General features: G+C 50.1%; 3 protein-coding genes (1 of these 3 only partly in view). All 3 read left to right on the forward strand.

Annotated features, from left to right (window positions below; genetic code table 11):
- A protein-coding gene (locus AC1RVX_RS17510; protein WP_493217867.1) for a tandem-95 repeat protein crosses the window boundary here: on the forward strand, window positions 1-24,252 show its 3' portion. It extends 14,565 nt beyond the left edge of the window; 24,252 of the gene's 38,817 nt are visible here — the last part of the coding sequence; the start codon falls outside the window, past its left edge; it ends in the stop codon at window positions 24,250-24,252.
- 187 nt (window positions 24,253-24,439) lie between these two features.
- Window positions 24,440-25,405 carry a hypothetical protein gene (locus AC1RVX_RS17515; RefSeq protein WP_493217868.1) on the forward strand — a complete coding sequence of 322 codons (966 nt, stop codon included), beginning with the start codon at window positions 24,440-24,442 and terminating at the stop codon, window positions 25,403-25,405.
- The gene (locus tag AC1RVX_RS17520) at window positions 25,365-26,381 is read left to right on the forward strand and encodes a tetratricopeptide repeat protein (protein ID WP_493217869.1); all 1,017 of its coding nucleotides are present in this window, start codon (window positions 25,365-25,367) and stop codon (window positions 26,379-26,381) included. The genes AC1RVX_RS17515 and AC1RVX_RS17520 overlap by 41 nt, the downstream gene beginning before the upstream one ends.
- Window positions 26,382-26,536: the final 155 nt, after the last annotated feature.

A 26,536-nucleotide genomic window follows, 5' to 3' on the forward strand; every position in this document is an offset into this window, starting at 1 on the left:
CAGCCTTTGCAAGTCACCTGGTCGGTAGCCAATCGCGGTATCGGCATTACCGATCTCGGCAACTGGTCAGACAGCATCTGGTTAAGCAGCAACCCGGATGGTACTGGCACCCGTTATGATCTGGCGAATTCCGCCCATTTAGGGCAACTGGCCATTGACGGCAGCTACACCCGCAGCTTAACTGTCAATATTCCAGACGGTATTGAAGGCAACTACTACATCAACGTCAAAACCGGCGGCCCGTTCGAATTTACCCACATAGACAACAACACCGCCACAGTGACCGTACCGGTGCAATTGTCCAGCTCCCCTGATCTGGCCGTCACCGCAATTGATGTGCCACCCAATGCACAAGAAGGTGCCCTGGTTGATCTGGCATGGACAGTAAAAAATCAAGGCGTCGTGCCTGCTGGCGGTAAATGGACCGACACCGTAGAACTGGTACCTATCACAGGTGATGGTGCCGCGATTTCTCTGGGCAGCTACACCTATACCCAGGGTCTGGACTCCGGCATCAGCTACACCAGAAAAGAAGAAATCCGCCTGCCGCTGCGTATTGAAGGTGCCTATCGCGTCCGTGTCACCACCAACAGCCTGTTGGGCAGCGATAATGCAAGCACACAGATTTATGAATACGGCACAGCCAGAACCAACAACGTCACCTTGTCTGGCAACCAGATTCAGGTTGACCTGACACCACGCCCCGATTTGCATGCGGGTCAGATCACCGTGGTCGGTGACCTCAAAGCAGGCAACAACGCCGGTGTCAGTTTTGCGATCACCAATACCGGTTCCGTAGCGACTTCAGGCAAATGGACAGATGCCGTTTACCTGTCACTGGATGGCAAGTTAAATGCCAATTCACTCTTGCTGGGCAGAATCGACAACGCACAGGCACTGGTACCAGGTGACAGCTACAGCAGCCAGTTGAACAGCTTCACCATACCGCTGCGGTATCGCGGTGATGCCTACATCCTTGTGGCAGCCGATGTGGATAATCAGATAGAAGAATTCCCTAACGAAGCCAATAACATCGCTGTCAAAAAAATCAATATCGAACCAGTCCCGTTTGCTGACCTGGTGACCAGCAATGTCGTCGCCCCGGATCAAGCTTCATTTGGTGCCAATATTGATATCAGCTACAAAGTCACCAACAAGGGCGAAGCCGCCACCCGTGGCGACAGCAGCGGTGTCAATGGCTGGACCGACACCGTCTGGCTGACCAGGAGCGCAGGCAAGCCATCCCCCAACAAAGGCGATATCCTGCTGGGGCAGGTCAGCCACACCGGCTTATTGGGTGTGGGGGAAGATTATCTGGGTAACTTGTCTGTGCGCTTGCCGGACGATATCAGCTCTGGTCAATACAATGTGACCGTCTGGACCGATACCTATAACGTCATCCCGCAAGACACACTGGCATCCAACGTCAACCCGGACGATCCAACTGCTATACAAAGTGACAACTTCAAGGCCAGGGCCATTAACATCCTGGGTGTCACCAAGCCTGACCTGACGGTGGCTTCCGTCAACTTTGACCACAATATCGTCGCTGGTACTGATTTCAGCTTCAACTACTCCGTCAAGAGCGTCGCCGGTTCAGTCAGCGGCACATGGCGCGACAGCGTCTGGCTCAGCGACAATGCAGATCTCAGTAAAGCCAAAGTCAAATGGCTGCTGGGTGACTACAAGCAAGACCGCACGCTCGGCAATGGTGAACAATATACCGTCAGCGACACCGTTCGCCTGGGGCCTTCTGTTTCCGGGCTTTATGTGGTGGTCCAAACGGATACTGATACCTATCATCCTATTGATGAATTTGATGAAACCAACAATACCTTAGCCGTCGCGGCCAACATCACCAATGCACCATCAGACTTGCAAGTGACATCCGTTGTCACGCGGCCTGATAATGATTCTGGCGAACTCACGCCCGTTACCTGGACCGTCACCAACAAAGGTGCTGCCGTCTGGAATGGCACCAAAGGCTGGGTAGACAATATCTATGTCAGCAGCAGTCCACAGTTTGATCCCAAACACCAGACACAGATCGGTTCCGTCGTCCATAAAAACGATGATGGCCTGGCTGCAGGGGCAAGCTATACCACCACAGGTAATTTTGCATTACCTGCCGGTATCAGTGGGCAATACTATATCTATGTCGTCACCGATGCTATTTACTATGTCGGCGACGGCCTGGGACCGCAGAATTCTGATGGCGCCACCTATGAAGAACTGACGGGTGGCCCGACCACCAATGCCAACGCACGTGACCATTTGTACGGCGTCAGCGTATTTGAAGGTGTCAACAATAAAAACAATGTTGGCCAGGGCAGCCTCAAAGTAGTTTATAAAGAGGCTGACTTGCAAGTCAGCGCATTTACCCTTTCTGATCCTAACCCCAAAGCCGGTCAGACCGTCACCGCCAGTTGGACAGTTGTCAATGCTGGCCAGCGTGCGACCAGGGTATCTTCCTGGGCGGATGGCCTGTTCCTGTCGCGTGATGATTCCATCGACAACACCGATTATCCTGTGGTCGACAATGGCAGTGATGCCGAAAAATTCTTCCGCGTCCGTTCCACCGCGCTGGTGGATGCATTTGGTGTGCCACGTTATCTGCAACCGGGTGAATCCTATACCAATACCGTATCCTTTACCTTGCCAACCTCCATCAGTGGTGACTTCCACCTGATCCTGAAGGCTGACACCGATATCATACGTGACAGCGGCACACAACCTGCGCTCAGCTCCATTCGCGATGGTTTGCTGGTGGTCGATCAGAGTGGCGGGCCGGGCGGCGCAGTTGCCGAATTCAGCAACGAAGGCAATAACATTGCCAGCATCGCCTTGCCAATTACCGCGGTAGCACCGCCGGATCTGGTCGTCACCAAAATAGACATCCCTCAATCCGTCGTCGCCGGCCAGGGCTTTACCGTCAAATACCATGTCGTCAACCAGGGTAGCGATACGCCTGCCGATCAACATGGCTGGAATGACCTGATCTACCTGTCCAAAGACCGCAATCTTGATATCAAGAAAGACAAATACTTAGGCACGGTCAGCCACGATGGTGGCCTGACAGCCTCTTCGTCCTACGACGCCAGCATCAGCTTCACAGCACCAGGTACACTAGCAGGCACCTACTACGTGTTTGTCGTGACCGACCCCGACACCGGCATGGGGGCAGGTAAGGCCACCGTGTATGAAGCCAATAAAGACAACAACATCGCTGCTGCTGATCAGCCTTTGTTGATCACGACACCACCACCGGCAGATTTGGTGGTGGCTGCCGTCACCTTGCCAGCGACCGCGCAAGTCGGCCAAAGTGTAGAAATCAACTACACCGTCAACAATGTATCCGACAACCCGGCCTATGGCAGCTGGACTGATTCCATCTACCTGTCCTCTGACAATCAATGGGATCTGGGCGATATCTTGCTGGGTAAAGTACCGCACGACGGTGATCTGGGCGCACAACAGTCTTACACTGGCAAACTGATCGCCAGCCTGCCACCTTTAAAAGAAGGTTCATGGCGCGTGATTGTCCGCCCTGATATCTACAACCAGGTCTATGAAGGCCCGATCAGCTATGACGCCAATGGCGTACACCTGCCACCAGGCAAAGCCAATAATTTACTGGCCTCTGGCAGCACTCTGGCAGTTACTGTTCCAGCTTTGCCTTTGGCAACGCCGGTCAACACCACGCTGTCAAGCGGGCAAAGCCTGCTCTACAAAGTACAAGTGGCAGAAGGCGAGACCTTAAGGGTATTGCTGGATTCCGCCAGCGCCAACGGTGCCAATGAAGTGTATATCCGCTATGGTGATATCCCTAGCGGTTACAACTACGACGCCGCCTATGGCGAAGCCGTCTCGCCAGACCAGCAAGCCATCATCCCAAGCACCAAGGCAGGGGATTATTACGTCCTGATCCGTAGCCGCGAATCCGCCGCAGGCACGCCCGTCACTGTGCGTGCTGATCTGGTACCTCTGTCGATTACCAGTGTTACCCCAGACGCCGGTGGTACTGGTGACGATGGTCACCGCTGGGTCACCATGGATATTGAAGGTGCACAATTCAAGGCCGGTGCGCTGGTTAAACTGTCACGCCCTGGTGTATTTGAAATCCAGCCAGACCGCTGGCAAGTGATAGACGCCACCCATATCCGTGCGATCTTTAACCTGCAAAACGTCCCGCATGGTCTGTACGACGTACAGGTCATCAACCCCGATGGCCAGACCGTTACCGAAAGCTTCCGCTACCTGGTAGACCGCATGATAGAACCCGATGTCACCATCGGTATCGGTGGTTCACAAAACATCAACCCGGGTGACAGTGCCACCTATAGCGTGGCATTGCAAAGCCTGACCAACGTTGACACGCCGTATGTCCGCTTTGATATTGGTGCCACCAATATGGGCAACAGCAACAACATCATCGATGGTCTTAAATTGCCGTATGTCACCTTCGCATCCAACGTGGGTGGCCAACCGACAGGACAGATTTCTCCTGACATTGCCAACAACCAAAGCTATGGCACGACGCCAACCGACGGCACCGCACGCAAAGACATCCCATGGGCTTCACTGGATGGCCAGGTCAACACCAATGGCTTCAACCTGACACCGGGTTATGCCTTTGACGTGGCCGCCGACGGCATGGCCAGCGCCAGCTTCAACGTCCAGACCTATCCTGGTCTGGCTGAATGGATGGCGCGTGACTTTACCGGCCTGCGCGACAAACTGTACCAAATCCGCCCCGACTGGAAAGCCGCCGGCCTGCTCGATGGTGGCGTGAATGATCTCGACAAGATATCAGCAGGTCTGGCCGCCAAGTTCAAGGCCGCAGACAACATCCATTTCAATGAAAACGAAGCCACCGCGCTGGCTTTCCGCTTCAACATATTTGGTGTGGCAACACCAATTACCCGCGATGAATTCATTGCGGAACAAACCACCTATGCCCAAAAACTGCGTACCGCCATCCTGGCTGACAAGACAGCACCGCTGAACCTGCAAATTCTGGCTGCCGATGCCTCACAATGGACCCAAGGCTGGCTGGCTGCGCTGGAAGCAGGGGGCATGTTGCGCCCGGTTGACCAGGCACCACCTATCCGCCTCAACCCACAAGTGGTCAGCCTCAACGCCACCCTGGCTACCGGCATCTTGCTGGGCAAGGGCGGTGACAACTACGTCACCCAAGCCAGCGTGGTTGAATTCTTCAGTAAAGTGCAGCAATGGTATGGCGATACCGCCCGCAGTGCCGGCGACCCTAATGCCGCCACAGCCACCGTTGCCTACAATGAAACCCGCGAGACACCGCACCGTGACATCGTCGAGATACCCGTACCGGTTGAACCGAATGCGGCGGACTACAATGCCAATGCGGCCCAGTCCACCCACTTCATCAACTTCAACGTCTTTGCCGGTTCACAGTCAGAGCTGGAATACCTGCGCCATATCGGCCTGCTTGACCAAAACTTCAAGCCAGTTGGCCCACAAGCGCTGAACCTGGCCCAATACCTGAGCCAGGCAGCCACGCAAGCCACCGCAGACCAGACCAGCATAGGCATACGCGGACCACAAGTCTTGCCAAACACCCAGGGTGTGTCGTATATACCGGCCAATGTGGATCTGCCTTACAGCTTCAGCTTCCAGAACCCGACTGACCATGCACTGGGACAAGTACGCCTGGTCACCAAGCTCGACAGCAACCTTGATGCCCGTACCCTGCGCTTAAGCGACATCAAGATCGGTGACCTCAACGTTCATGTACCGGCAGACCGTGCCAACTTCCAGGGCGACTTTGACTTTACCGCCAACAAAGGCTTCATCCTGCGCGTCAGCGGCGGGGTAGATGCAGCCACCCACACTGCCACCTGGCTGTTGCAGGCCATCGACCCAACCACCGGCGAAGTACTCAACGACGCCACCCGTGGTCTCTTGTTGCCACAACAAAACGATGGTGGCAAGAGCATCAGCGGCTTTGTTGGCTACACCGTACAGGCCAGCCCCAATGCGGCCAGCGGTGCTAACGTTGATATTAAGGTTGACGCCAGTGCGACCATCTGGTTTGACGGCATGCCCCCACTGGAAAGCGCCCACGTCAGCTACCTGCTGGACGCCAAAGCCCCACAAACCACGGTCACCGTATCCACCCTAGCGGCAGGTGCCAGTGGTGCCCCCGATGCCCCTAATTACAGCGTCATCTGGAAAGCCACTGACGACGCCAGCGGCGTCAAAACCGTCACGCTCTACGTATCTGAAGATGGTGGTGACTTCCATATCTGGAAAAAACAAGTCGCCTCCGCCGAAGGCCAGGCCGTCTTCACCGGTACCGCAGGGCACCAGTATGAATTCCTGGCAGCCGCCACCGACAATGCCGGCAACCGCGAAGCCGCCAGCGTCAGCAATGCCGTGTTACCAGACGACGGCGGCAGCGCCACCCTGGGTAACAACCAGAGTGTACAAACCACTGCAGAACTGCCTGCCGCCAGCAATGACCGCACCTATGTCAGCAATGACCTGTTCCAGTCCGCGACGCAAGCATTACCTGGCCTGGTAGCACCGGCACAAACAGGTGATCTGCAAAGCGTCATCGCCCCCATGACACTGCGCAGCTTTGCTGATGGCTATGACGCCAGCCAGGGCGATATCGGTGCCATGGCCATGGTACAACTGCCAGATGGCAGCATCCTCGCCAGCGCCGGCAGCCAGCGCAATGAAGTCTTCGCCTACAGCAAAGACGGTGGTCACAATGTCACCCCATTGTTTACACTCGACACCCCGGTATTGGACATGGCCGTCGACAAACTGGGCCAACTGTGGGTCATGACCGGCAATGAGCTTTTACTGCTTGACGCCCATAGTGGGTCTATCATCTCCCGTCAAACCGGCCCAGGTGGGCTGGCATTGACCCAGGCACTGGCCATTGACCCCAACAGCAATGCCATCTACGTGTCTTCTGGCAATGGTATAGAAATCTTTAACCCCACAGCAACCAATGGCAAAACCTGGACGCATTTCTCGAACACAAGGGTGAATGACCTGGCCTTTGGTACAGATGGCCGCCTGTGGGGTGTGCGCTGGACCGGTGGTAACATCAACACCGCATTGCCAACCGCCACCACCGACATCATCAGCTTCCCGATGACGGGCAAAGAAACCGGCAGGGCACAGCTGGAATACCGCATGGCGGGCATCATCGACAGCATCAGCTTCGGTCAGGCAGGCTCGCCGCTGGCAGGTCTGTTGCTGGCGTCCAGCAGCCCGGCACAACATCCCACTAGTACATCAACCGCATCAACAACAGATACAGCTACAACACCACACACCGCAGGCGTGTGGATGATAGAACTGGCCTCGCACCGTGTCTTGCAAGTCGCCAGCAGCGGCACCAAAGGCGAAGCCATTGTATCGACCACAGATGGCCGCATCCTGGTGGCCCAGACTGGTCATATCGATGAGATATCACCGATCAAGCCACCGCACATCCTGGCCAGTACCATCCCTGATGGGGCCATGCTGCCTTTACCGTTGAACCAGGTCGCGATCAACTTCGATCAGGCCATGTGGACAAGCGCAAGCGGAGATGACGCCACAGATGCGTCCAGTGTATTGAATACGCAAAATTACACCTTCGTCGCTACAGGAACCAATAGCAGCCTCAGCCTGCACCCCACAGCCGCCCGCTGGAATGCGGCAACGCGGTCCGTCATCCTGACCCTGCCAGATTTACCGGCAGGGGGCTGGGTACTGCAAGTTGCCAATACCCTGCGCAGTGCCAACCAGGTACCGCTGGAAACCGGCTACATCAGCAACTTCACCACGCTGATGAACTTTAGTAGCAACGTCAAACTCAGCTTCAACAACACACGCGCCAACCATGCGACAGGTGAAATCAGCTACGACATCAGCATCACCAATATCGGCCTGGACGATCTGCATGCGCCGATCACCCTGCTGATCGACCCGGGTCAGTACTTTGGTGGGGCAGTCAATAACGCCACCCTGGGTACAGGCCAGCAAGCCGGTCTCTGGAAAATTGACCTCAGCGCCGCCATGGCAGCCAATGGTAATGAAATCAAGGCAGGTGAAACACTGGCGAACCAGACCGTGACGGTGAAACCCATGGCAGGTCTGGTCAGCACCGATGCGTCAACCGGGCAGATTGTGAAGTTTGATGCGGCGCATAATGTGTATGCGTTGCCTTATGCGAATACGCCGCCGGTGTTGAGTATTGTGAGCGATCCCGCAGTAGGGAAAAGCGATTTTGACCCAATAGTTTTGGCTCCCTTACTAGCGCGCATGAATTTGCCAAATCAGGCAGCTCTGAGTGCATTGTTAGAGGTTACGGATTTTACTGACATCACAACAGAAGATGCTTTTTTAAGCTTACTGAACTTACCTGCTGATCTTCCGTCTCCCGAGTTGGACATCTTGTATTCAATGTTAGGAATGAGTGATGCGTCATCAAATACAACTGATTTGCCACCGGAATTTCCAGTTGCGACGGTTGATACTCCTTGGACTGCTACGCTCGCAGCAGACGACGTTGACGGCGCCCAATTTTTCTGGGAGATTGTTCAGGGACCAATTGGACTTAGCATAACGCCAAATACCGTAGTGACCAACACTAGTACCGGTCATCGTAATACTGCCACCCTGAATTGGACTCCAGGCAAACAGGACTTAGCGAATACCGATATAGTAATTCGAGTGCAAGACAGTCGCGGTGGAGTTGCGTTACAACACTATACGATTCCAGTAACAGGTGGCAATCATGCGCCGGTTCTAAATTCGATCGAGGATATTACCTTAACTGAAGGGCAAGCATTGGCCCTGCCAATTTCCGTATCTGATGCTGACGGTGATCCGATAACAATAAGTGTCCGCAATTTACCTCCTGGGGCTAGCTACAATGTCCGCACTGGGATACTCAATTGGACGCCGAGTTATGATCAAGCAGGGGAATATAAAAATGTCAGCATTATCATAAGTGACGGCAAAGCAACAACAGTACAAAGTTTCAATATTCAAGTAAACCAAGATTATGCGAAACCAGTACTAATGCCGGTAGCCGAGCAGCAGTTGCGCGAGGGCGATAGTTTTGCAATTCAATTGGCAGGGAATTTGCCAGGTACCAGCAAAAAACCAGGCGTAAGCAATGTTTTCACACAGGCAGATGGTACACAAGTGACGCTTAGTTATAGTGCGTCAATGTTGCCAGGCGGCGCTATTTTAAATGCTGATACAGGTTGGTTCAGTTGGACACCTGATTTCAACCAACATGGAAAATATAGCATTCCTGTGACGCTGACAGCAACGTACGTACCAGCAGACGGCAATGACCCCGTAACGACGGAAGTTACAGAAAATTTCATTGTTGATGTAGCAAACGTTAATGCCGCACCACAGTTTGCTCCAGTTGAGACATGGTACGCTCAGGAAGGGCAAACTCTCCAAATTAGTGTATTTGCGTTCGACGCAGATAATCCAGACTTTGAACCTAAAATAAGACTCTCGCCTCAGGACCCAGCTGGCCGGGGGCAAGGCTCCTCCACGGTTCAATATCAGATTAGTGGTTTACCACAAGGTGCCACGTTTGATCCAGAAACTCTTCTAATAAACTGGACGCCAGAGGCAGCACAAGCCGGTGCTTATAACATTACGGTTACTGCCACAGATGATGGTGACGGTACAGGCGTTGTTGCATCGAATCAGATAACGATTCCCATCGTTGTAGAAAAAGCTTTACATGCTCCCATTTTGGGAACCGTAGCAACTGCTTCGGTTGGAGAAGGTAGCTCGCTTGATATTCCAATTAGCGCAAATGATCCAAGCGGACAAACACTCACATTGACTGCAACAGGTCTGCCGCGCTTTGCTACATTTACACAAATTGGCACAGGCAGCAATGCAAAAGCAGTTTTACATTTCGCACCCGGTAGCAATGATCGCGGCGACTACACGATTACGGTGACCGCTCAAAATGATGGCGGCGGTGATCCAACCAAAGCGCTTGCTACTTCGACGACTTTTGTAGTTTCAGCCACAAGTTTCACTGAACCTCCGGTTGTATCAGTAGCCCCAAGATCTGTAGCGGTAGTGGGTCAAGAATTACGCATCCCGATTTTGGTTACAGATGCAGATCAAGATGCGCTAAATTACACAGCTCAAGGGTTGCCAAATGGTGCTCATATTGAACAAGATGCTGTGTATGGACATGCGTGGTTAGTCTGGACTCCTACAATTGAAGATTTAGGGAATCACGACGTCAGTCTGGAAGTCGCAGACAGTGGTTTGCCGCCAGCAAATTCCGGTATTATTTTGCCAGAAGACTTTGTTGCCAAGCCCAACGTAACTATTTCTGACCTGCGAATAATTGTCAGAGAATCGAACAATGCACCTGAGATATTGGCTGTTTTACCTGAGGGTGGGCAGCTAGCAAATAATAACGTCAATCCAAATGTGAATAGCGTCATCAATGCTACTGAAGGTGTGCCGTTGTCGATATCTGTTCTTGTTCGCGACAGTGACTTTGATGCTTTAAATTGGACAGTGACCGGGATGCCACCAGGCATGCGTATGGATCACATTGTTGGTAGTGACGGACAAGCACGTCTTTTGCTTCAATGGGTTCCGGATATGTTTGCTGCGCAATCAAATACAGCCAACGCGCCCGCAGGAGTGTACTACCTAACAGTTAATGCGACCGATGGTAGTGCGACATCTACACACAATATAGAGCTCCATGTGGCGAACACTAATCAGGCACCAGTAATCCTGAATACGCCATTGCAACTTGTCTCCGAGGGAGATACCCTGGGCTTTATGCTGCACGAGATTGATCCAGATGGCGACCCTGTATCGGTCAATTTGCTGAGAGACGAAAACACGCCTGCGGGAGTATTATTTGATGCCTCAACAGGTTATTTTGAATGGACGCCAGGTGCTGACACTGTCAATAATCTGAATGCCAATAATGGTACTTTCACCTTCCATTTCGCTGCAACAGATGGCAAAGCGACAAGTCTAAGTAATGTGCAAGTCCGTGTATTGGATACAAATCGGGCACCAAAGATATGGGCGTCTAACCATGCTCTGGTTGTAGGTCAGACCTTTGCTCTGCCGATCATCAAAGGAGACGGACCATCCGCAATTGCATTAGCAGCCAATGGTATCCGCATTTTTGATGAAGATGGAGCCGCACAAACTCAAGCATTAACAGTCGCTTTCGACAATCTTCCGCAAGGCGCTAGCTACGACGCGCAAACTGGCAAATTGCTGTGGACACCAGGGCCAGGTCAAGTTGGTGATACTACAGTGACGGTGCGGGTAAGTGACGGGCACAGTACCAGTACGCAAAGCCTCACCTTACGTGTTGTAACAGAAGCCAGTGCAAATCAGCCAGCTATTTTGGTAGATCTTACCCCATCTACACCGGTATTACCTGGCCAGACAGTTTTAGCAACTGTTCGTGCTAGTAGTTATGGTTCCATTGTCAATATAAGCACCCAAATACGCAATGTAGGTAGCAATGAATGGGAAACGGTAAACTTGGATGCTAGTGGGCGTGTAAAGGTGACCCCAACACAATCTGGAGTGCTCGAACTAAAAGTTACCGCCGTCGACGTCGATGGTTTTAGCACTACTCATGTACAAACAATATTGGTACGTGATCCACTAGACACTAGTGCTCCGATATTGAATTGGGGCGGAGCACTTCAAGCCGACAGTAATGTACAAACACCATACAGTGTAAGCAAAGCTAGTGTTTTGCAAGCCAGCATTTCAGAAGCGCAATTGATGGGATGGAAGTTGGAAATTGCTCCTGTAATCGGAGGTAGCAGTGGAAGTTGGAGTACGTTGGCTACGCAATTAACTTCCGCCACGAACAATAGCGGTCTCGTCGATTTAACAACAATTAATCCAGAAAATTTAGCAAATGGTGTCTATAGCCTGCGCTTGACAGCCTGGGATTTGGCTGGCAGAACCAGCGAGATAGACAGTCGTATTGTCGTTGATTCGGGAACGAAAAATTTGCAACAGGCCAGTGTTACTGATGTCGTGTACCAACTTGGTCAGCACAGCCTTTCATTGACTCGTACACTTGCACAACAAGTAAGTAGCAGTAATGATCTCGGCAACTGGAATTTGAGCTTACTTGATACCAGACTGAGTAGCGATCAAGCTAACGTTGATGGCAATGGCAACATACTGCCATGGCAGGAAGGTGCTCGAGTTTGGCTACAGGTACCTGATGGTTTAAGTTCACTCAATGAGAAAAGTCGGTATTTGAGTTTTAATCTCAAGACCAATAGCTTACCTCTGGCTTCAGCGCAAAATAGTTCCGTGGGCGCACCCGCCGTAGCTTATCCAGCTTTCGATACCAACAATGGCTGGACCTTGCAAGCGACCACTATCGACGCACAAATTAATGCGTCGAGCCTAAATTCAGCTTCAATCCCTCTGCAACGTCAGGGGCAACGCCTGTATGATCAAAGTACCGGCTTACCATGGCAACCGGAAGCGTTTACCTTGACCGGCCCTGACGGTACCCGCTATCAATTAGACTCAGCTGGAAAAATCACCAGTGTCCAGTTTGCTGATGGTCAACAGTGGTTAATAAGTGACGCAGGCGTAGTTGCAGTTGGTGCCGACGATAGTGCCCGAGTTGATTTTTTACGTAATGATAAAGGGCAGATTGTTCAGATTAATGGGCCAGTTGCAGGAGATAGCAATCAAAATGACCAAACCATAGCCTACCGCTACGATGCTCAAGGACGTTTGACTCTGGTGAGAACAGTAGGTAGCACAAATACTGGAAAACAGATAGGTTATCACGCTGACGGTAGCCTTATTGAAAATGATATCACCGCTAATCTTGGCGCAGCTGTTAACTGGATTAACGATAGTAATACCACCTCAAGCAATACATGGAGCGGCAGCCTAAACTCTGGACAACCAATCACACTCAGTTATTTCGTAAGAGATAGTGAAATAGCTTCCACCATTAAGACATCAGGTACAACTGCTCGAATTATTTTTGCAGTAGAGACGCAAGGTGAAGTGGAACTTCAAGCAGGCGGCGCAACTGTTTTAGGTGTTTCCCAAAATGGTAATCGCCGCACCACTTTGCTTTCTGTCACAGAAGCAGGCATGAAATTGTTGACCTTAACAGGAAGCGGTAACGTAGCCTTACATATAAACATTGCTGGCGACTTAAATCATGATGGACTTGTTGATAGCACTGATAGTGCGATGTTTGATGCAGCAAGGAATAACAATAATGTTGGGGTAGATATCGACGGTGATGGCCAAATCACATCTTCAGACAGGCAAATTTTGTATGCCAATTTTGGCTTGCGAACTAATTTCGCACCAACCAAAGTGCAAAACAATGCTGATAGCATACTTCACACCCACACCGATCTGCTGATAAATGCTTCATTGGCTGATATTGCTCAAGATTTGGAAGGCGATACTGTTTTTTGGCGAGTAAATTCGCCAACGCACGGAACAGCAACACTCAGTAGCGATGGTGAGACTTTGATATTTACCCCAGAGGCTGGATATTCCGGTCCTGCGACAGTCACAGTTCAGGCTGACGACGGTTTTGCAGTCGGCGCGCCTATCACATTGAATATTAACGTAAGCAATTCCAAGCTTGTGCAAATTCACGTCGCACGCCTTGCCACTCTAGGCACAAGTGAAACACAAATGTTGCAAGTTACGGGTGATTTTGAGGACGAAACTGGTGTCAGCTTATCCAACAACTATCTACAGATACAATCAACCGATACCAGTGTCGTCAACGTAACAAGTGCTGGTGCCGTGCATGGCAACGCCAGTGGTAACGCAATAGTAAAAGTGCGTGCTCGTGGAATTGAAGGTGTAAACGTATTTACAGTTGATACATATCCATCTCAGCCTGCGTTGGACGAAAACGGCTTTGAAGTCGATGTCTATCCTCGTGCCATAGATTTGCCTGCGCAGATAGGTGAACGACAATTGAAGGTCACTCTGCCAGATCATACAAATATTTCATCTGCATCGGCAGGGACAAAATACTTTATTCAAGATCCAAGCATTGCAGACATTACACCCGATGGATTAATCCGTGCTAAGGCAAGTGGCGTCACTATTGTATCAGTCATTAACGGCGGTACTCAGCATGACATTATCCTGCGAGTGCAAGAACCTACTGTGGGTGAAAGCTTCATTAAAGGTGCGGAAGGTGGAATCGTCAAAGACATCTCAGGCAACATGGTCATGGTGGCACCCGGTGCTTTGCCAGAAGATACTAACGTATCGATCAAAGCGCTTTCATATGACGAAATAGGAATGCCACTTCCATTGACAGATCTGACAGACACCCTCGCAGTGGTCGATCTTAAAATTGGAGGAGAAAAGGCTTCGTTGCCATTACAGTTAGCTTTGAAAGTCAACGCACCGATTGATCCGCAAACTGGTGAGCCAAAAGTTCTGCCAGCAGGGACGCAAGTGATGTTCTGGCAAAAAGGCACTATCAAGGACGCTTCGGGGGAAGTCCACGATACTTGGTGGCTGGTTGATAATGGAGTGATAGGTGAAGACGGCATGGCACGTACTTCCAGCCCACCTTATGTTGGCATTAGTGCTGACAGTATTTTGGCGGTAACCGTCACCAAGGTTATTGACAATAATACTGGTGAGAAATCTGTTAGTGCCGTATTTGTCGATTGGCAAGTCCTGTGGAACCGTCAGCACAATGCTTCGATGATGATTACCCAAAATATGGGTGCGGCATCAATTGATCTTCTCAATAGTATACCAGGACCAATTACCGTTATTTCATATCGTATAGACGGTAGCTATCAATTAGAAATACCTGCAAGCGCGAAGAGCCCAGATATCCTGAGTGTGACTTTTCCACCTGTTCCAAATGCGCCTGAAGGATCAAAAAGCGCACCTGTCGTTACTGGGTACAAGTTCGATCCGGACAAAAGGCAGTTCACAGTTAGTGGAGCGAATTTTATTCCACCAAATCAATCTGACAAACAGTTTCAATTAAAAGTATGGTTTCAACCAAGAGGAGATCAATTAGAAAATTCTACTAACCCTGGAACCGCACCAGCTCATGGTTTCGTTTGGCAGGCGGTTAACGCTAAAGTGATAGATAACAATACCTTGCAAGTTGATTTGCCAGCAGGAATGGCGCTCACGCAGCACTATTTCTATGTCGAACGACTGGTAAGTGCTTCTGGCCCAAACGGCGGTGAAGAAGATCCGACTAATTCAGTAGTTAGCACGTCCTATGAAGCATGGGATGACCATTCCTTTACTGATACTTTGGTCACTAGTGCCAATTCGATCAATATCTTCAGACCTGGTCCCTTTGCCGCAGATGTGAATCCAGATCCAAACAAACGAACCCCTTTATTGAGTTTAGTGAAGGAAGTTAAATTTGATGAACTTGGAAATTTATTGGATTTACGCGGCACATTTACACAGCAAATCGCGTTTACAGATGACGGTACTTTAGCGTTTATAGCCGGAGCCAATAACAAAATTTATGTTTTGGATACGGCAACAAAAACTGTCGTTGATTCAATTAAGATTGAACATGCAAGTGTAAATATCACCAGCATTGTCGCGAACGGTAATTGGCTTTATGTAACTGAAGGCAATTTGAGTGGTAGAAATAACGGTCGCTTAGTTCGAGTGAGCATAGATCAATATTCAGCTACATTCCTAAAGACGCAACAAGTACTTAATTTGCCGAATGTGCAAGCCCCATATGGCTTCGAAGGCGCAGCGGTTAATTCTGGACGTTATCTTGCTATCACCGCACCTGCACAAGCCATTAATCTTTTGAATTGGGGAACGACACCAGGAAATGTTTATGTGCTTGACTTGCAAAAAGTAAAGTCAACAGGGGAAATTGCTGAAGATGCAGTACAGATTTTAAGTCCAACATCTTCAAGCGGATCACCGACAGCCAACTCTGGTCCACAATATATTGCAAGCGGTGACAATCCAGGTGAATTTGCAGTATCAAATTCCAAAGATGCCGAAAAAGGCGTAGCCGGTATGACTTGGACTGTCACCCTCGACCAGGAAGGCAACCCGGTTAGTACAGTCAGATCAGTTTCAACAAAATTGACGCCCGCTGCAAGTGATCCTGCATGGTTTGATCGTAAGCATCAGGAAAACATTCAGCGTGCGGCTGGGATAGTAATCGCGAATTATAACGGCGAAGAATTCGCGCTCGTTGCGGACTACAACTTCCTTTTCAAGGATTTCCATAATAATCCATGGGCGGGCGGAGGAGTTGGCTATCAGATCGGCGGAAAAATCGGCATTATTCAAGATCCGTTTGGAAAAAAGGATGGCCCGAAATTTCTCGGTGCGACCACGCCAATTCCTGGTGGCGCGGTCAATCAGTTGAGCTTGGGGGCAGATGGAAAGTTATACGGCAATGTATTCATAGATGACCGTTCTGACGACGGACATAGTATGTATAACTCATTGTTCGTGTGGAACGCCAGTGCATTGATTGATGCTGCACTGAATATGAAAAATCCCCTTTCTTTCCCGATCGACAGGATAGTCACTGGAAAAGGGGATTCTTCGGCCCCAATCATAGCGGCGCAGCCTTTCCGTTATGACGGTTTAGATCAAAATAATAAATTTGACTGGATTTTTGGCATAGGCTCGGCTCCGACTGATTCAGTCACGACATTGGAAGGCTATGAACCTAAAAACGCCGAACAAATACAAGGAACACCAGCTAAAAATGCTCCGGCACAATATGAAAAAGAACTGCCTGACTCGACAGGCGATGTCGCTTCCAAAATGGCGCTTCGTCTGATGGCTAAAGGCACGTTCTTGTTCAGTGCCGTCGCTGGTGGGTTGATTGATCGTCTTGGTGGAGATAATTCATCTCAAATCGAAAATATGGAGACTGCTGCCAAGATTATGGATGATGTCGATTACAAAGGCAGCGGCTTATCTACAACCTTTGCTAAAACAGCTGAAGCCATGGCGCAGGGGTTCACAACATTACCCGTTGAATGTGCCGACTTGTTATTGCATGTTGTATATGGCTTAAAAAGTCTGGTGCTCAATGAGCCTACAACTGAGCTACCTGCACTGGGGGAAAATGCTCAAGCTTTAGCCCGAGGAGAGCTGACGGAAAGACAGTTTTTTGTAAACTGCGCCAAGGACCTTGCATATAAAAACCGGGTGGCTACTGCGGCAATTGACGTTTGGGATATAGCTTCAAATACCTTAAGAGGTGACTTTGCGGGCGTAGGGAGGGCGGTAGTAGACCTGGCATTGGGATTGGCGAAAGCCAAGTTAGAAAAATTCGGTGCGCAAAAGATGGCTGCGGCCGAGGCAAAAGTATTGGCTAAGGTGGAATCAAACCTGAACGGAAAAGTATTGGCGATGACCAACTCTGTTCAGAAAGTTGCGGGGAATACCAAGCCATATAAATTTGTAAAAATTGTTACTGAAAAAATACCATTCCGTATTGCTCCAGGAATTTTGCTCAGAATGAGAAAAGATTCTCAAGGATTTTACTTGGATTTGAATATCTTACCAGCAGGGCCAAGCTACAAAACCGACTCAATTCCATTCTTCACTACAACTGCAGTTAACATAATTGGAACAAGAAAAGATGGAAGCCCATCAACTGCAAAAAATAATGGCGTTTTAGGTGAAAAATTAACGAGTCTGTTCATCAATCAAATCGCGAGAGCGGACTTTAAACAGCTGGTTAATAGATCTGGCAATGGGTTTGATGGTTTCTGGATTGATGATACGACCCATACCATTTGGGCATTGGAAATTAAAAGTACGATTGGAAATGAACCTACTAATGCCAAAGAACCAAAATTCGACAACGTTTATTCATGGATTAAAAATGGAGCAAATGGGACACTTAACGGACAGCCGTTATTGCCAACGGACATTGCAAATGCCGCTGAGATGAAAGAGAAAATAAGTAGAGAAGGATACGCGCTGAAAAACTTAGGGGTAATAATAAAAGTTCCACCACATGGTACAACGCCCGGGCCTGTTGAGGCCAGGATATGGCGCCCCTCTTATCCCAAGGCAAAAATTTCAATACCTGTCAAGAAACCTCAGGCAGTTGCCGTAAATGGGCCAAATCAAGCATCCGCGCCGTTGCTTGCTAGTGATATTGGGTCTGTGTTTGCCCAGGCCCGTCAATATTGGTTAGATGCTGGTGTAGCTATATCGAAGTTTGACAATGTAAACATTGATGTGGGCGTATTGGAGCCAAATCTGGTTGGGGTTACCAGAGGTAATAAAATAACGATATCTGTTGACGGTGCCGGGTGGGGTTGGTACATCGATCCTACTGTAGGACAGCAGGATGAATACACTCCAACAGCAGTAACAAATGAATTCCAGGCTGACGAAAATAGTTTGGCTTTTGGAAAAATGGATTTATTAACTGTGGTAATACATGAGTTAGGGCATATCCTTGGTTTGGACAGCACAACGAATGAACATGGCATCATGGCGACTTACCTGACGCCAGGAACACGTCGCCTTCCAAGCGCCAGCGACTTAATGGCTTTGCTTGATAATCAGGCCAATGGAACCAGTACATCCAATGTTGGGTCGATTGTTCTTGTACCTCAAAATGCACCTGCTCCACTCACAAATGAAAACATATGGAAACCAGTTGAAACGCAGATCAATTCAGCATTTAGTGAGATAGGCGCGATTGGTACCAACGCCTGGCAAACCACCGGCAACGTCACCACCACCCCACAAGGCAGCGTAAACTTGGGCGAAAGTACATCCGCCAACGCCCACCTGTCCCAAGCCTTCATGCTCAACCCAGGTGACAGATATTTGTCATTCACCATCAGCAGCCAAGACCTGCAAAGCAATGGCTTGATTGGTGGTGATGAAGCTGGCCCTAAAGACGCCTTCGAAGTGGCCTTGTTGAACGCCAACACCGGTGCAGCCCTGGTTGGTACCGATGGCTTAAGCCATAGCGATGCCTTGCTCAACATCCAGACCGATGGCACAGAACACCTGGCCCAGACCGTGCGCAAAGTCATGCACCCGGACGGCAGTGCCACTTACTACATCGACCTGCAACAAGGCATCAACAATGGTGCCACCATTGCAGCCACACCTGCCTTGCTGTCATTTGACTTGCTTGGCTTTGGTGCTGGCAACAGCCATGTCAGCCTGCGTGACATCCAGCTCATCAGCAAACCGGTCGCCTTTGATGACAGCATCAGCACCAATGAAGACCAGGCCGTTGTTCTCAACCCATTGAGCAATGACTTGTTCGGCGTACCTGCTGCTGTACCACAACTCGAAATCACGATCCAGCCTGCCCATGGCAGCCTGGTCGTCAATGCCGATGGCACTATCAGTTACACGCCATCAGCCCTGTACTATGGCGAAGACAGCTTCCAGTACCGCTATACTGTTGCTGGCGTCGCTGTTGACAATGCAGGCACAGGTACCACAGGCACAACGGACAGTGCAGCCAACACCAGCAACATCGCCACTGTTCATCTGACGGTCAACCACGTCAACCACGCACCAACCGTGGTAGCTGGCAATCTGGATGCCAGTGTCACCGCAGGCAAAGCCTATAGCTTTGATCCACTGCTGACACCAGCCGCAAGCGATGTGGATCACGACAGCATCAGCGCGGTCATCGATACCCAGCCTGCGCATGGCAACCTGGTCATCAATGCTGATGGCACCTGGACATACACCGCCAACAGCACTTACAGCGGTGAAGACAGCCTTGTCTATCACATCAATGATGGCACGGCCAGTTCAGCCAGCGTAACGGTGCACTTCCATTTAACACCGGCCAACACCGCACCGGCGGCCAATAACGCCAGTCTGCAACTGCAAGAAGACGGCAGCATCACCATCCGTCTGACTGACTATGGCACAGATGAACAGCACGATACTCTTAACGTACGTATCAGCGCCCAGCCAGCACACGGCAGCCTTACCGCCAATGCAGATGGCAGCTACACCTACGTACCTAACCCGCTGTTCTACGGTGACGACAGCCTGCGCTTCATCCTCAACGATGGCCAGCTTGATTCACAAGAAGCCACCATCAGCCTGCACGTAGAACACGTCAACCATGCTGCGGTGGTCAACAACAGTAGCGTCAGCCTGGCAGAAGACACGACAGCCGTAATGAACCTGCTGTCCACAGCCATTGACGTTGATGGCGATGCGTTGACAGTACGTATCACGACCCAGCCGGCCCACGGCACAGTCGTGAAAAATGCTGATGGCACGTGGACTTATACGCCAGCCGCCAACTACAACGGCAGTGATGCATTCAGTTATGTCGTCAATGACGGCACGGTGGATTCCAACGTTGCCACCGTCAGCCTAGCAGTAACGGCTGTCAACGATGCACCGACACTGAATAATCAAAGTGTCAGCCTGCTGGAAGACAACACTGCCAAGCTCAATCTGCTGTCCACAGCCAATGACGTTGATGGCGATGTGTTGACTGTACGTATCACCACGCAACCAGCACATGGCACAGTGGCGAAGAATGCGGACGGCATCTGGACCTATGCCCCAGCCGCAAACTACAACGGTAGCGACACATTCAGCTATGTTGTCAATGACGGCACGGTGGATTCTAATATTGCCACCGTCAGCCTCAACATCACTGCAGTGAATGATGCTCCGGTATTGGCAAATCAATCTCGTACATTGGCAGAAGACACAACAGCAGTATTGAACCTGTTGAATACTGCAACAGATGTGGATGGTGATGCATTGACCGTCCGTATCACCGCCCAACCCGCACACGGTACGGTAGGGAAGAACGCTGATGGTACCTGGGCCTATACACCTGCCGCCAACTACAATGGCAGCGATGCGTTCAGCTATGTTGTCAATGACGGTACAGTGGATTCCAATATTGGCACAGTTAGCCTGACTGTAACAGCTGTCAATGATGCACCGACACTAAGCAATCAAAGTGTCAGCCTGTTGGAAGATAACACCGCCAAACTCAATCTGCTGTCCACAGCCAATGACGTTGATGGCGATGTACTGACTGTGCATATCACCACGCAGCCGACCCACGGCACGGTAGTGAAGAACGCTGATGGCACGTGGACTTATACGCCAGTCGCCAACTACAACGGCAGTGACACATTCGCCTATGTTGTTAACGACGGCACTGTGGATTCCAACGTTGCCACTGTCAGCCTGAATATCATCGCCGTGAACGATGCGCCAGTATTGGCAAATCAATCCCGTACTTTGGCAGAAGACAGCACAGCAGTATTGAATCTGTTGTCTACTGCCAATGACGTTGATGGTGATATATTGACGGTACGTATCACGACGCAACCAGCGCACGGCACAGTAGTGAAGAACGCTGATGGCACATGGACTTATACGCCAGCAGCTAACTACAACGGCAACGACACATTCAGTTATGTCGTCAACGATGGCACTGCGGATTCCAATGTTGCCACCGTTGCCCTCAACATCACGGCTGTCAACGACGCACCGACACTGAGCAATCAAAGTGTCAGCCTGCTGGAAGACAATGCTACCAAACTCAACTTGCTGACAGCAGCCAGCGATGTGGATGGCGATACTTTAACAGTGCGCATCACGACCCAGCCGACACACGGTACGATAGCGAAGAACGCTGACGGTACCTGGACTTATACACCTGCCGCCAACTACAACGGCAGCGACAGTTTTGCCTACGTCGTCAATGACGGTACTGTAGATTCCAATACCGCTACAGTCAGCATCAACGTTGTCCCCGTCAACGATGCCCCAGTCCTCACAGGCCAAAGCATCAGTATGAACAGCGGCAGCAACAAGATACTGAACCTGTTGAGTACCGCAACAGATGTGGATGGTGATGCATTGACAGTCCGTATCACCACCCAACCAGCTCACGGCACGGTTGTGAAGAATCCAGACAATACCTGGACCTACACCCCCGTTGCCAATTACAGCGGCAGCGACAGTTTTGCCTATGTCGTCAACGATGGCACGGTTGATTCCAACATCGCCACCGTCAGCATCAACGTTGCCGCAGTTACCCAGACAGGCATCAATGCTGATCTGGGCTTAGCTGGCAAATTCAACGTCTTCACCTTCAATGACTTCACCGGTAACAACTGTGACGTCCAGGGTGCGGTTGCTGTTGGTCACAACTTCAACGTCAGCAACTACAGCGTCAACGATGTCAACCTGCCATACAACGGCCTGTCCCTCATCGTTGGTAATGACCTGACAGACCACAATGGCGGCATCAATGGCACGGCCTCTTATGGTCATGCGCAAGACACTTATGGCCAGCGGGTTGATGACCAGTTCATCCATGCTGCACCACCGTTCTCGTTTGCCGATACCCAGGCCCAGCTGACCACCCTCAGCAGTGATTTGGCCAGTGCACCGGCCACTGGTACCGTCGTCTTGCAATACGGTGGTCTGACCTTTACGGGCGATGGTCATTCTGCTGTCCAGATATTCAACGTCAGCGGTGCTGACTTTGCCAGTGCCAGCTATTCTCATGTGGACAACATCCAGCCGGGTCAAAGCATCATCGTCAACGTGGTGGGTGATTCTGGCTTTGATGGTGGTGTCACGGATGCCTTTGATGGTTACAACACCCTGTTCAACTTCAGCACCGCCCAGCAGGTGAACATCAATACCGGCGTGTATGGCAACATCCTGGCTCCGCATGCCAGCATCAATGGTGGCTCTGGCGTGGTCAATGGCAACGTCATCGTCAACAACTGGAACTCTGGTGTGCAAATCAATGCCTACCACTTCTTTACTCCAGTCACCGTGGCCAATGCATCTGCTACCACGCCACCGGCACCAGTCAATCACGCCCCTGTGGTCAGCAACCAAAGCATCACTCTCGACAACGCGGGCAGCTTCATCATTGATCCGCTGGCTAGTGCAAGCGATGCGGACAACGACAGCCTCACCAGCAAACTGATCAGCACCGCCAGCCATGGCACCGTCACCCTCAATACCGATGGCAGCTTTACCTACAAAGCCGCCACAGGCTATATCGGTAATGACAGCTTCAGCTATGTGGTCAACGATGGTAAGGCAGATTCCAATCTGGCCACCGTCAACCTGACCGTGACAGCGGTAGCAGCACCGGCACTGACCAGTGTTGATCTGGGTCTGGCAGGGCAGTTTGGTGCTTTCATCTTCAATGACTTCAATTCCAGCGGTAGTGAAGTTGCCGGTAATATGGCAGTGGGGCATGACTTTGCAGCATCTTCTTACAGCATCGATCCTACCCAACGCAGTTATCAGGGCTTGTCCTTGATCGTCGGTAATCAACTGAGCTTCCATGGTGGTGACATCGAAGGTCAGGCAAGCTATGGCGGCACCCAGGACACCAGCAACATGTCACGCACAGACAATCTGGTGCATGCGGCACCGCCATTCAGTTTTGCTGCGACCCAGGCACAACTGACCAATCTCTCTACCGGTCTGGCGGCACTGACAGCCAATGGCAGCACCAGCATCCAGTATGGTGGCATGACCTTCCAGGGTGACGGCAGCAGTGATGCCCAAATCTTTAATGTCAAAGGGTCTGATTTGATGCAGGTGTTTTATGCCAACTTCGTCAATCTCACTCCAGGGCAAACCGTCATCGTCAACGTCAGTGGTGACAGTGGTATGCAAGGTGGCTTGCCAGATGGCTTTAGTAACTACAATGCCTTGTTCAACTTCAGCACGGCACAACAACTGTCGTTTAACAATGTCGGCGTCAACGCCAGCATCCTGGCACCACTGGCGACAGTACAAGGCGGTGGTGGCATGATTAATGGTAACGTCATCGTCAATAACTGGAACAGCAGTATCTACATCGCCAATGACCGCAGCTTCCAGGCATCAGGCTTGCCAGCACAAGTCATATCGGCACAAGCCAGTGCCATGGCAAGATCAGTCGCCGCAGCCAACCCCTATGCCACCGTCATCAGCCAGGCGACACCGGCTGATACGACAAGCAACAGCACGATCACGGCGACGAACTTGCAAGCGGTATCAAGCAGCAGTGCGATTGTGATACCGGCAGGGGTGATGTCAGGTAATGCGACCAGCACCAGCAACAGCACGACCACCGATGCAGACAGTGATCTGGCGATGGCGGCTTTGTTGGCGGGATTGGGGGCGACGTTGGATAGTGCTTTGCAGGCGCAGATGGATAAGACTTTGGCACAAGGAACTTGAGGAATATGCCCTGTTTATCTGGCCTGATAGGAATGGGCTGGCTAAACAGGGCGTGTCGAGTGTTTTAGGGGACACCAACGAATGAGATAATAGGTGCAAGCTTGAGATGTCAAGTTTTAACGTATTGTTGTCGCCCTTAAGGTAAAATTATTACATCGAAATTAACGTAAATCTGGGATTTATATATATGCAAACGATAGAACGGCCAGGGGTAGATTTAAAATGGTCCAAAAGCTGGAAGGCTGCTTGTAAAAATCTACAGGGCTGGTACGACCAAATAAATCAATCCACATTTGACAATTTGAAACATTACGCTGACTCTGGTAGCCATCCGAAAGATGCTCTTCGAAAGGCCCCTGAATACAATCCTCCCTATAAAAACTGGGAACGATTTTCACTTAGCAACGACTTGTCAATTTATGGATTATTGCGTTTATTTGAATTGGAAAAGAACGGCATGTCTGGTATCCCCTTCGATACGAATTTGGCTTTAAACGCATTTGCAGCATTTTTTACTGCACGAACAGTTGAGTTTGAAACACACAATAAGGCCAAAATACGCCTTGGCAAGCCCTTGTCTAATTTGCAAATGGAAGAGGTTTTGTATTGCGCACTTGGCATGGTGATTGGTTGCAAGGAAGAATCTGCAAAACTCACACGGATGTATATAGCGGCTTATTACAAAGGTTGGATAGGAGATACCTGGCGTTATCCCATATTTACTTTTATCTTACGTTTATTGGCAGATCATCTGGGCGAAGGCCCGTTAACCATACACGGTGCTCCAACAGAAGAACCGATTTTCCAGGCGCTGTTCGAGCATTGGAAAACACCAGACCCAGAAGACTTAACGCTGATTTGTCTTGCGGCCTGTGACTATCATACCCGCAGCTGTAAATTTGATACGGAAGGTGAGTTTCCAGAGGGGCGATGGACGCGCTTGCCGATCGAGATATTGTTATTGTTTAAATTGCGTCAGCTATCCGGTTTGCAAAATCCAAAGCTAGATCATCCATTAATGAATACACCACTCGGCGTTTTGCCTGAAGAAGTGGGTTTTCAGCCCGATACTTTAATTCAGCGCGTGCGTGAACGCATGGTGTTGGATGGCTATGATGAAGATGCTATCTATGCAGAAAGTTGCAAGGATTGATGCGTTTATGGATAAGAAACAAGAAAACATTGTCAATATCTTGATGAAAGGTACTGAAGACTACGATAATTTTTCAAAAGTAAGCTTGCGCCAATTTGTTAGTGCCCGAAATGGCTTGCTGCTGAATGCCCCCGACAATTGGCAAGATCATAGCGACGATACGTATTTTCAAATTGTTGACCCCGAAAATAATGTGCAATTCACAGCCAGCTTTTATGAAAACCCAGGTGTTTCATTGGAGACGTGGGCTGACACCAGGCAGGCGATAGTTGCTGAAGCAATGCCTTTTTTGAAAAGTGTTAAAACCAGTTATGGAATAATAGGTAAGTCTTGGACGGGCATCGCAGCCGAATATCAAGGTGAATTTCCAGCGCAAGACTTTTCCAGTCATTATCTGGTGCTTTGTTTAAGCACAGAAAAAATCCTCATTTCTTTGACAGTGACAGCAAAAGCTGAAATTTTCAAACAAAATGAAGCATTTTACTATTGGCTGTTGACGCAGCATTTGGATCTTTATGATGTAAAAAAAATTCTGAATGATCAAGATGGTCTGGAACATCTACGTGTTTCGGCGGAGCAGGGCAATCCCAGCGCACAATACAATTTGGCTATGATGTATGAAGTTGGGCAAGGCTTCAAAAAAAACGAAGCAGAAGCTGCCAGATGGTATCAAAAAGCGGCACAACAGGGACACAGCAATGCCCAGTTTAATATAGGTGTTTTGTATGCCAATGGCCAGGGTGTCGCGCAGGATTTTGGGCAGGCTGCATTGTGGTGGCAAAAAGCAGCAGATAATGGTTTGGCGGGCGCGCAGTTTTATTTAAGTGCACTTTATGCAAATGGCTTGGGTGTAACCCAGGATAGTGTCAAAGCGGCAGAATTGTGTCGTAAGGCAGCAGAGCAGGGACATGAGCAAGCCCTAGCGCAACTTCAGGCATATAACGCAAATAATCGCAATGCACCTTGGCACAAGTAATTTTCACCTGAGACTTGCAATGAGATTGCAAGTCTCACAAGTGCAATTTTAGATTGCATAAATCATTTCAGATGACATCTTGTCTGAAACAAAACCTGTTCGATTAGTATGGTTGTGATCTGCAACATTGCATGAATGATTTTGCGTAAGGCATA

This window comes from Undibacterium sp. GW821-FHT11B02, assembly GCF_058808955.1.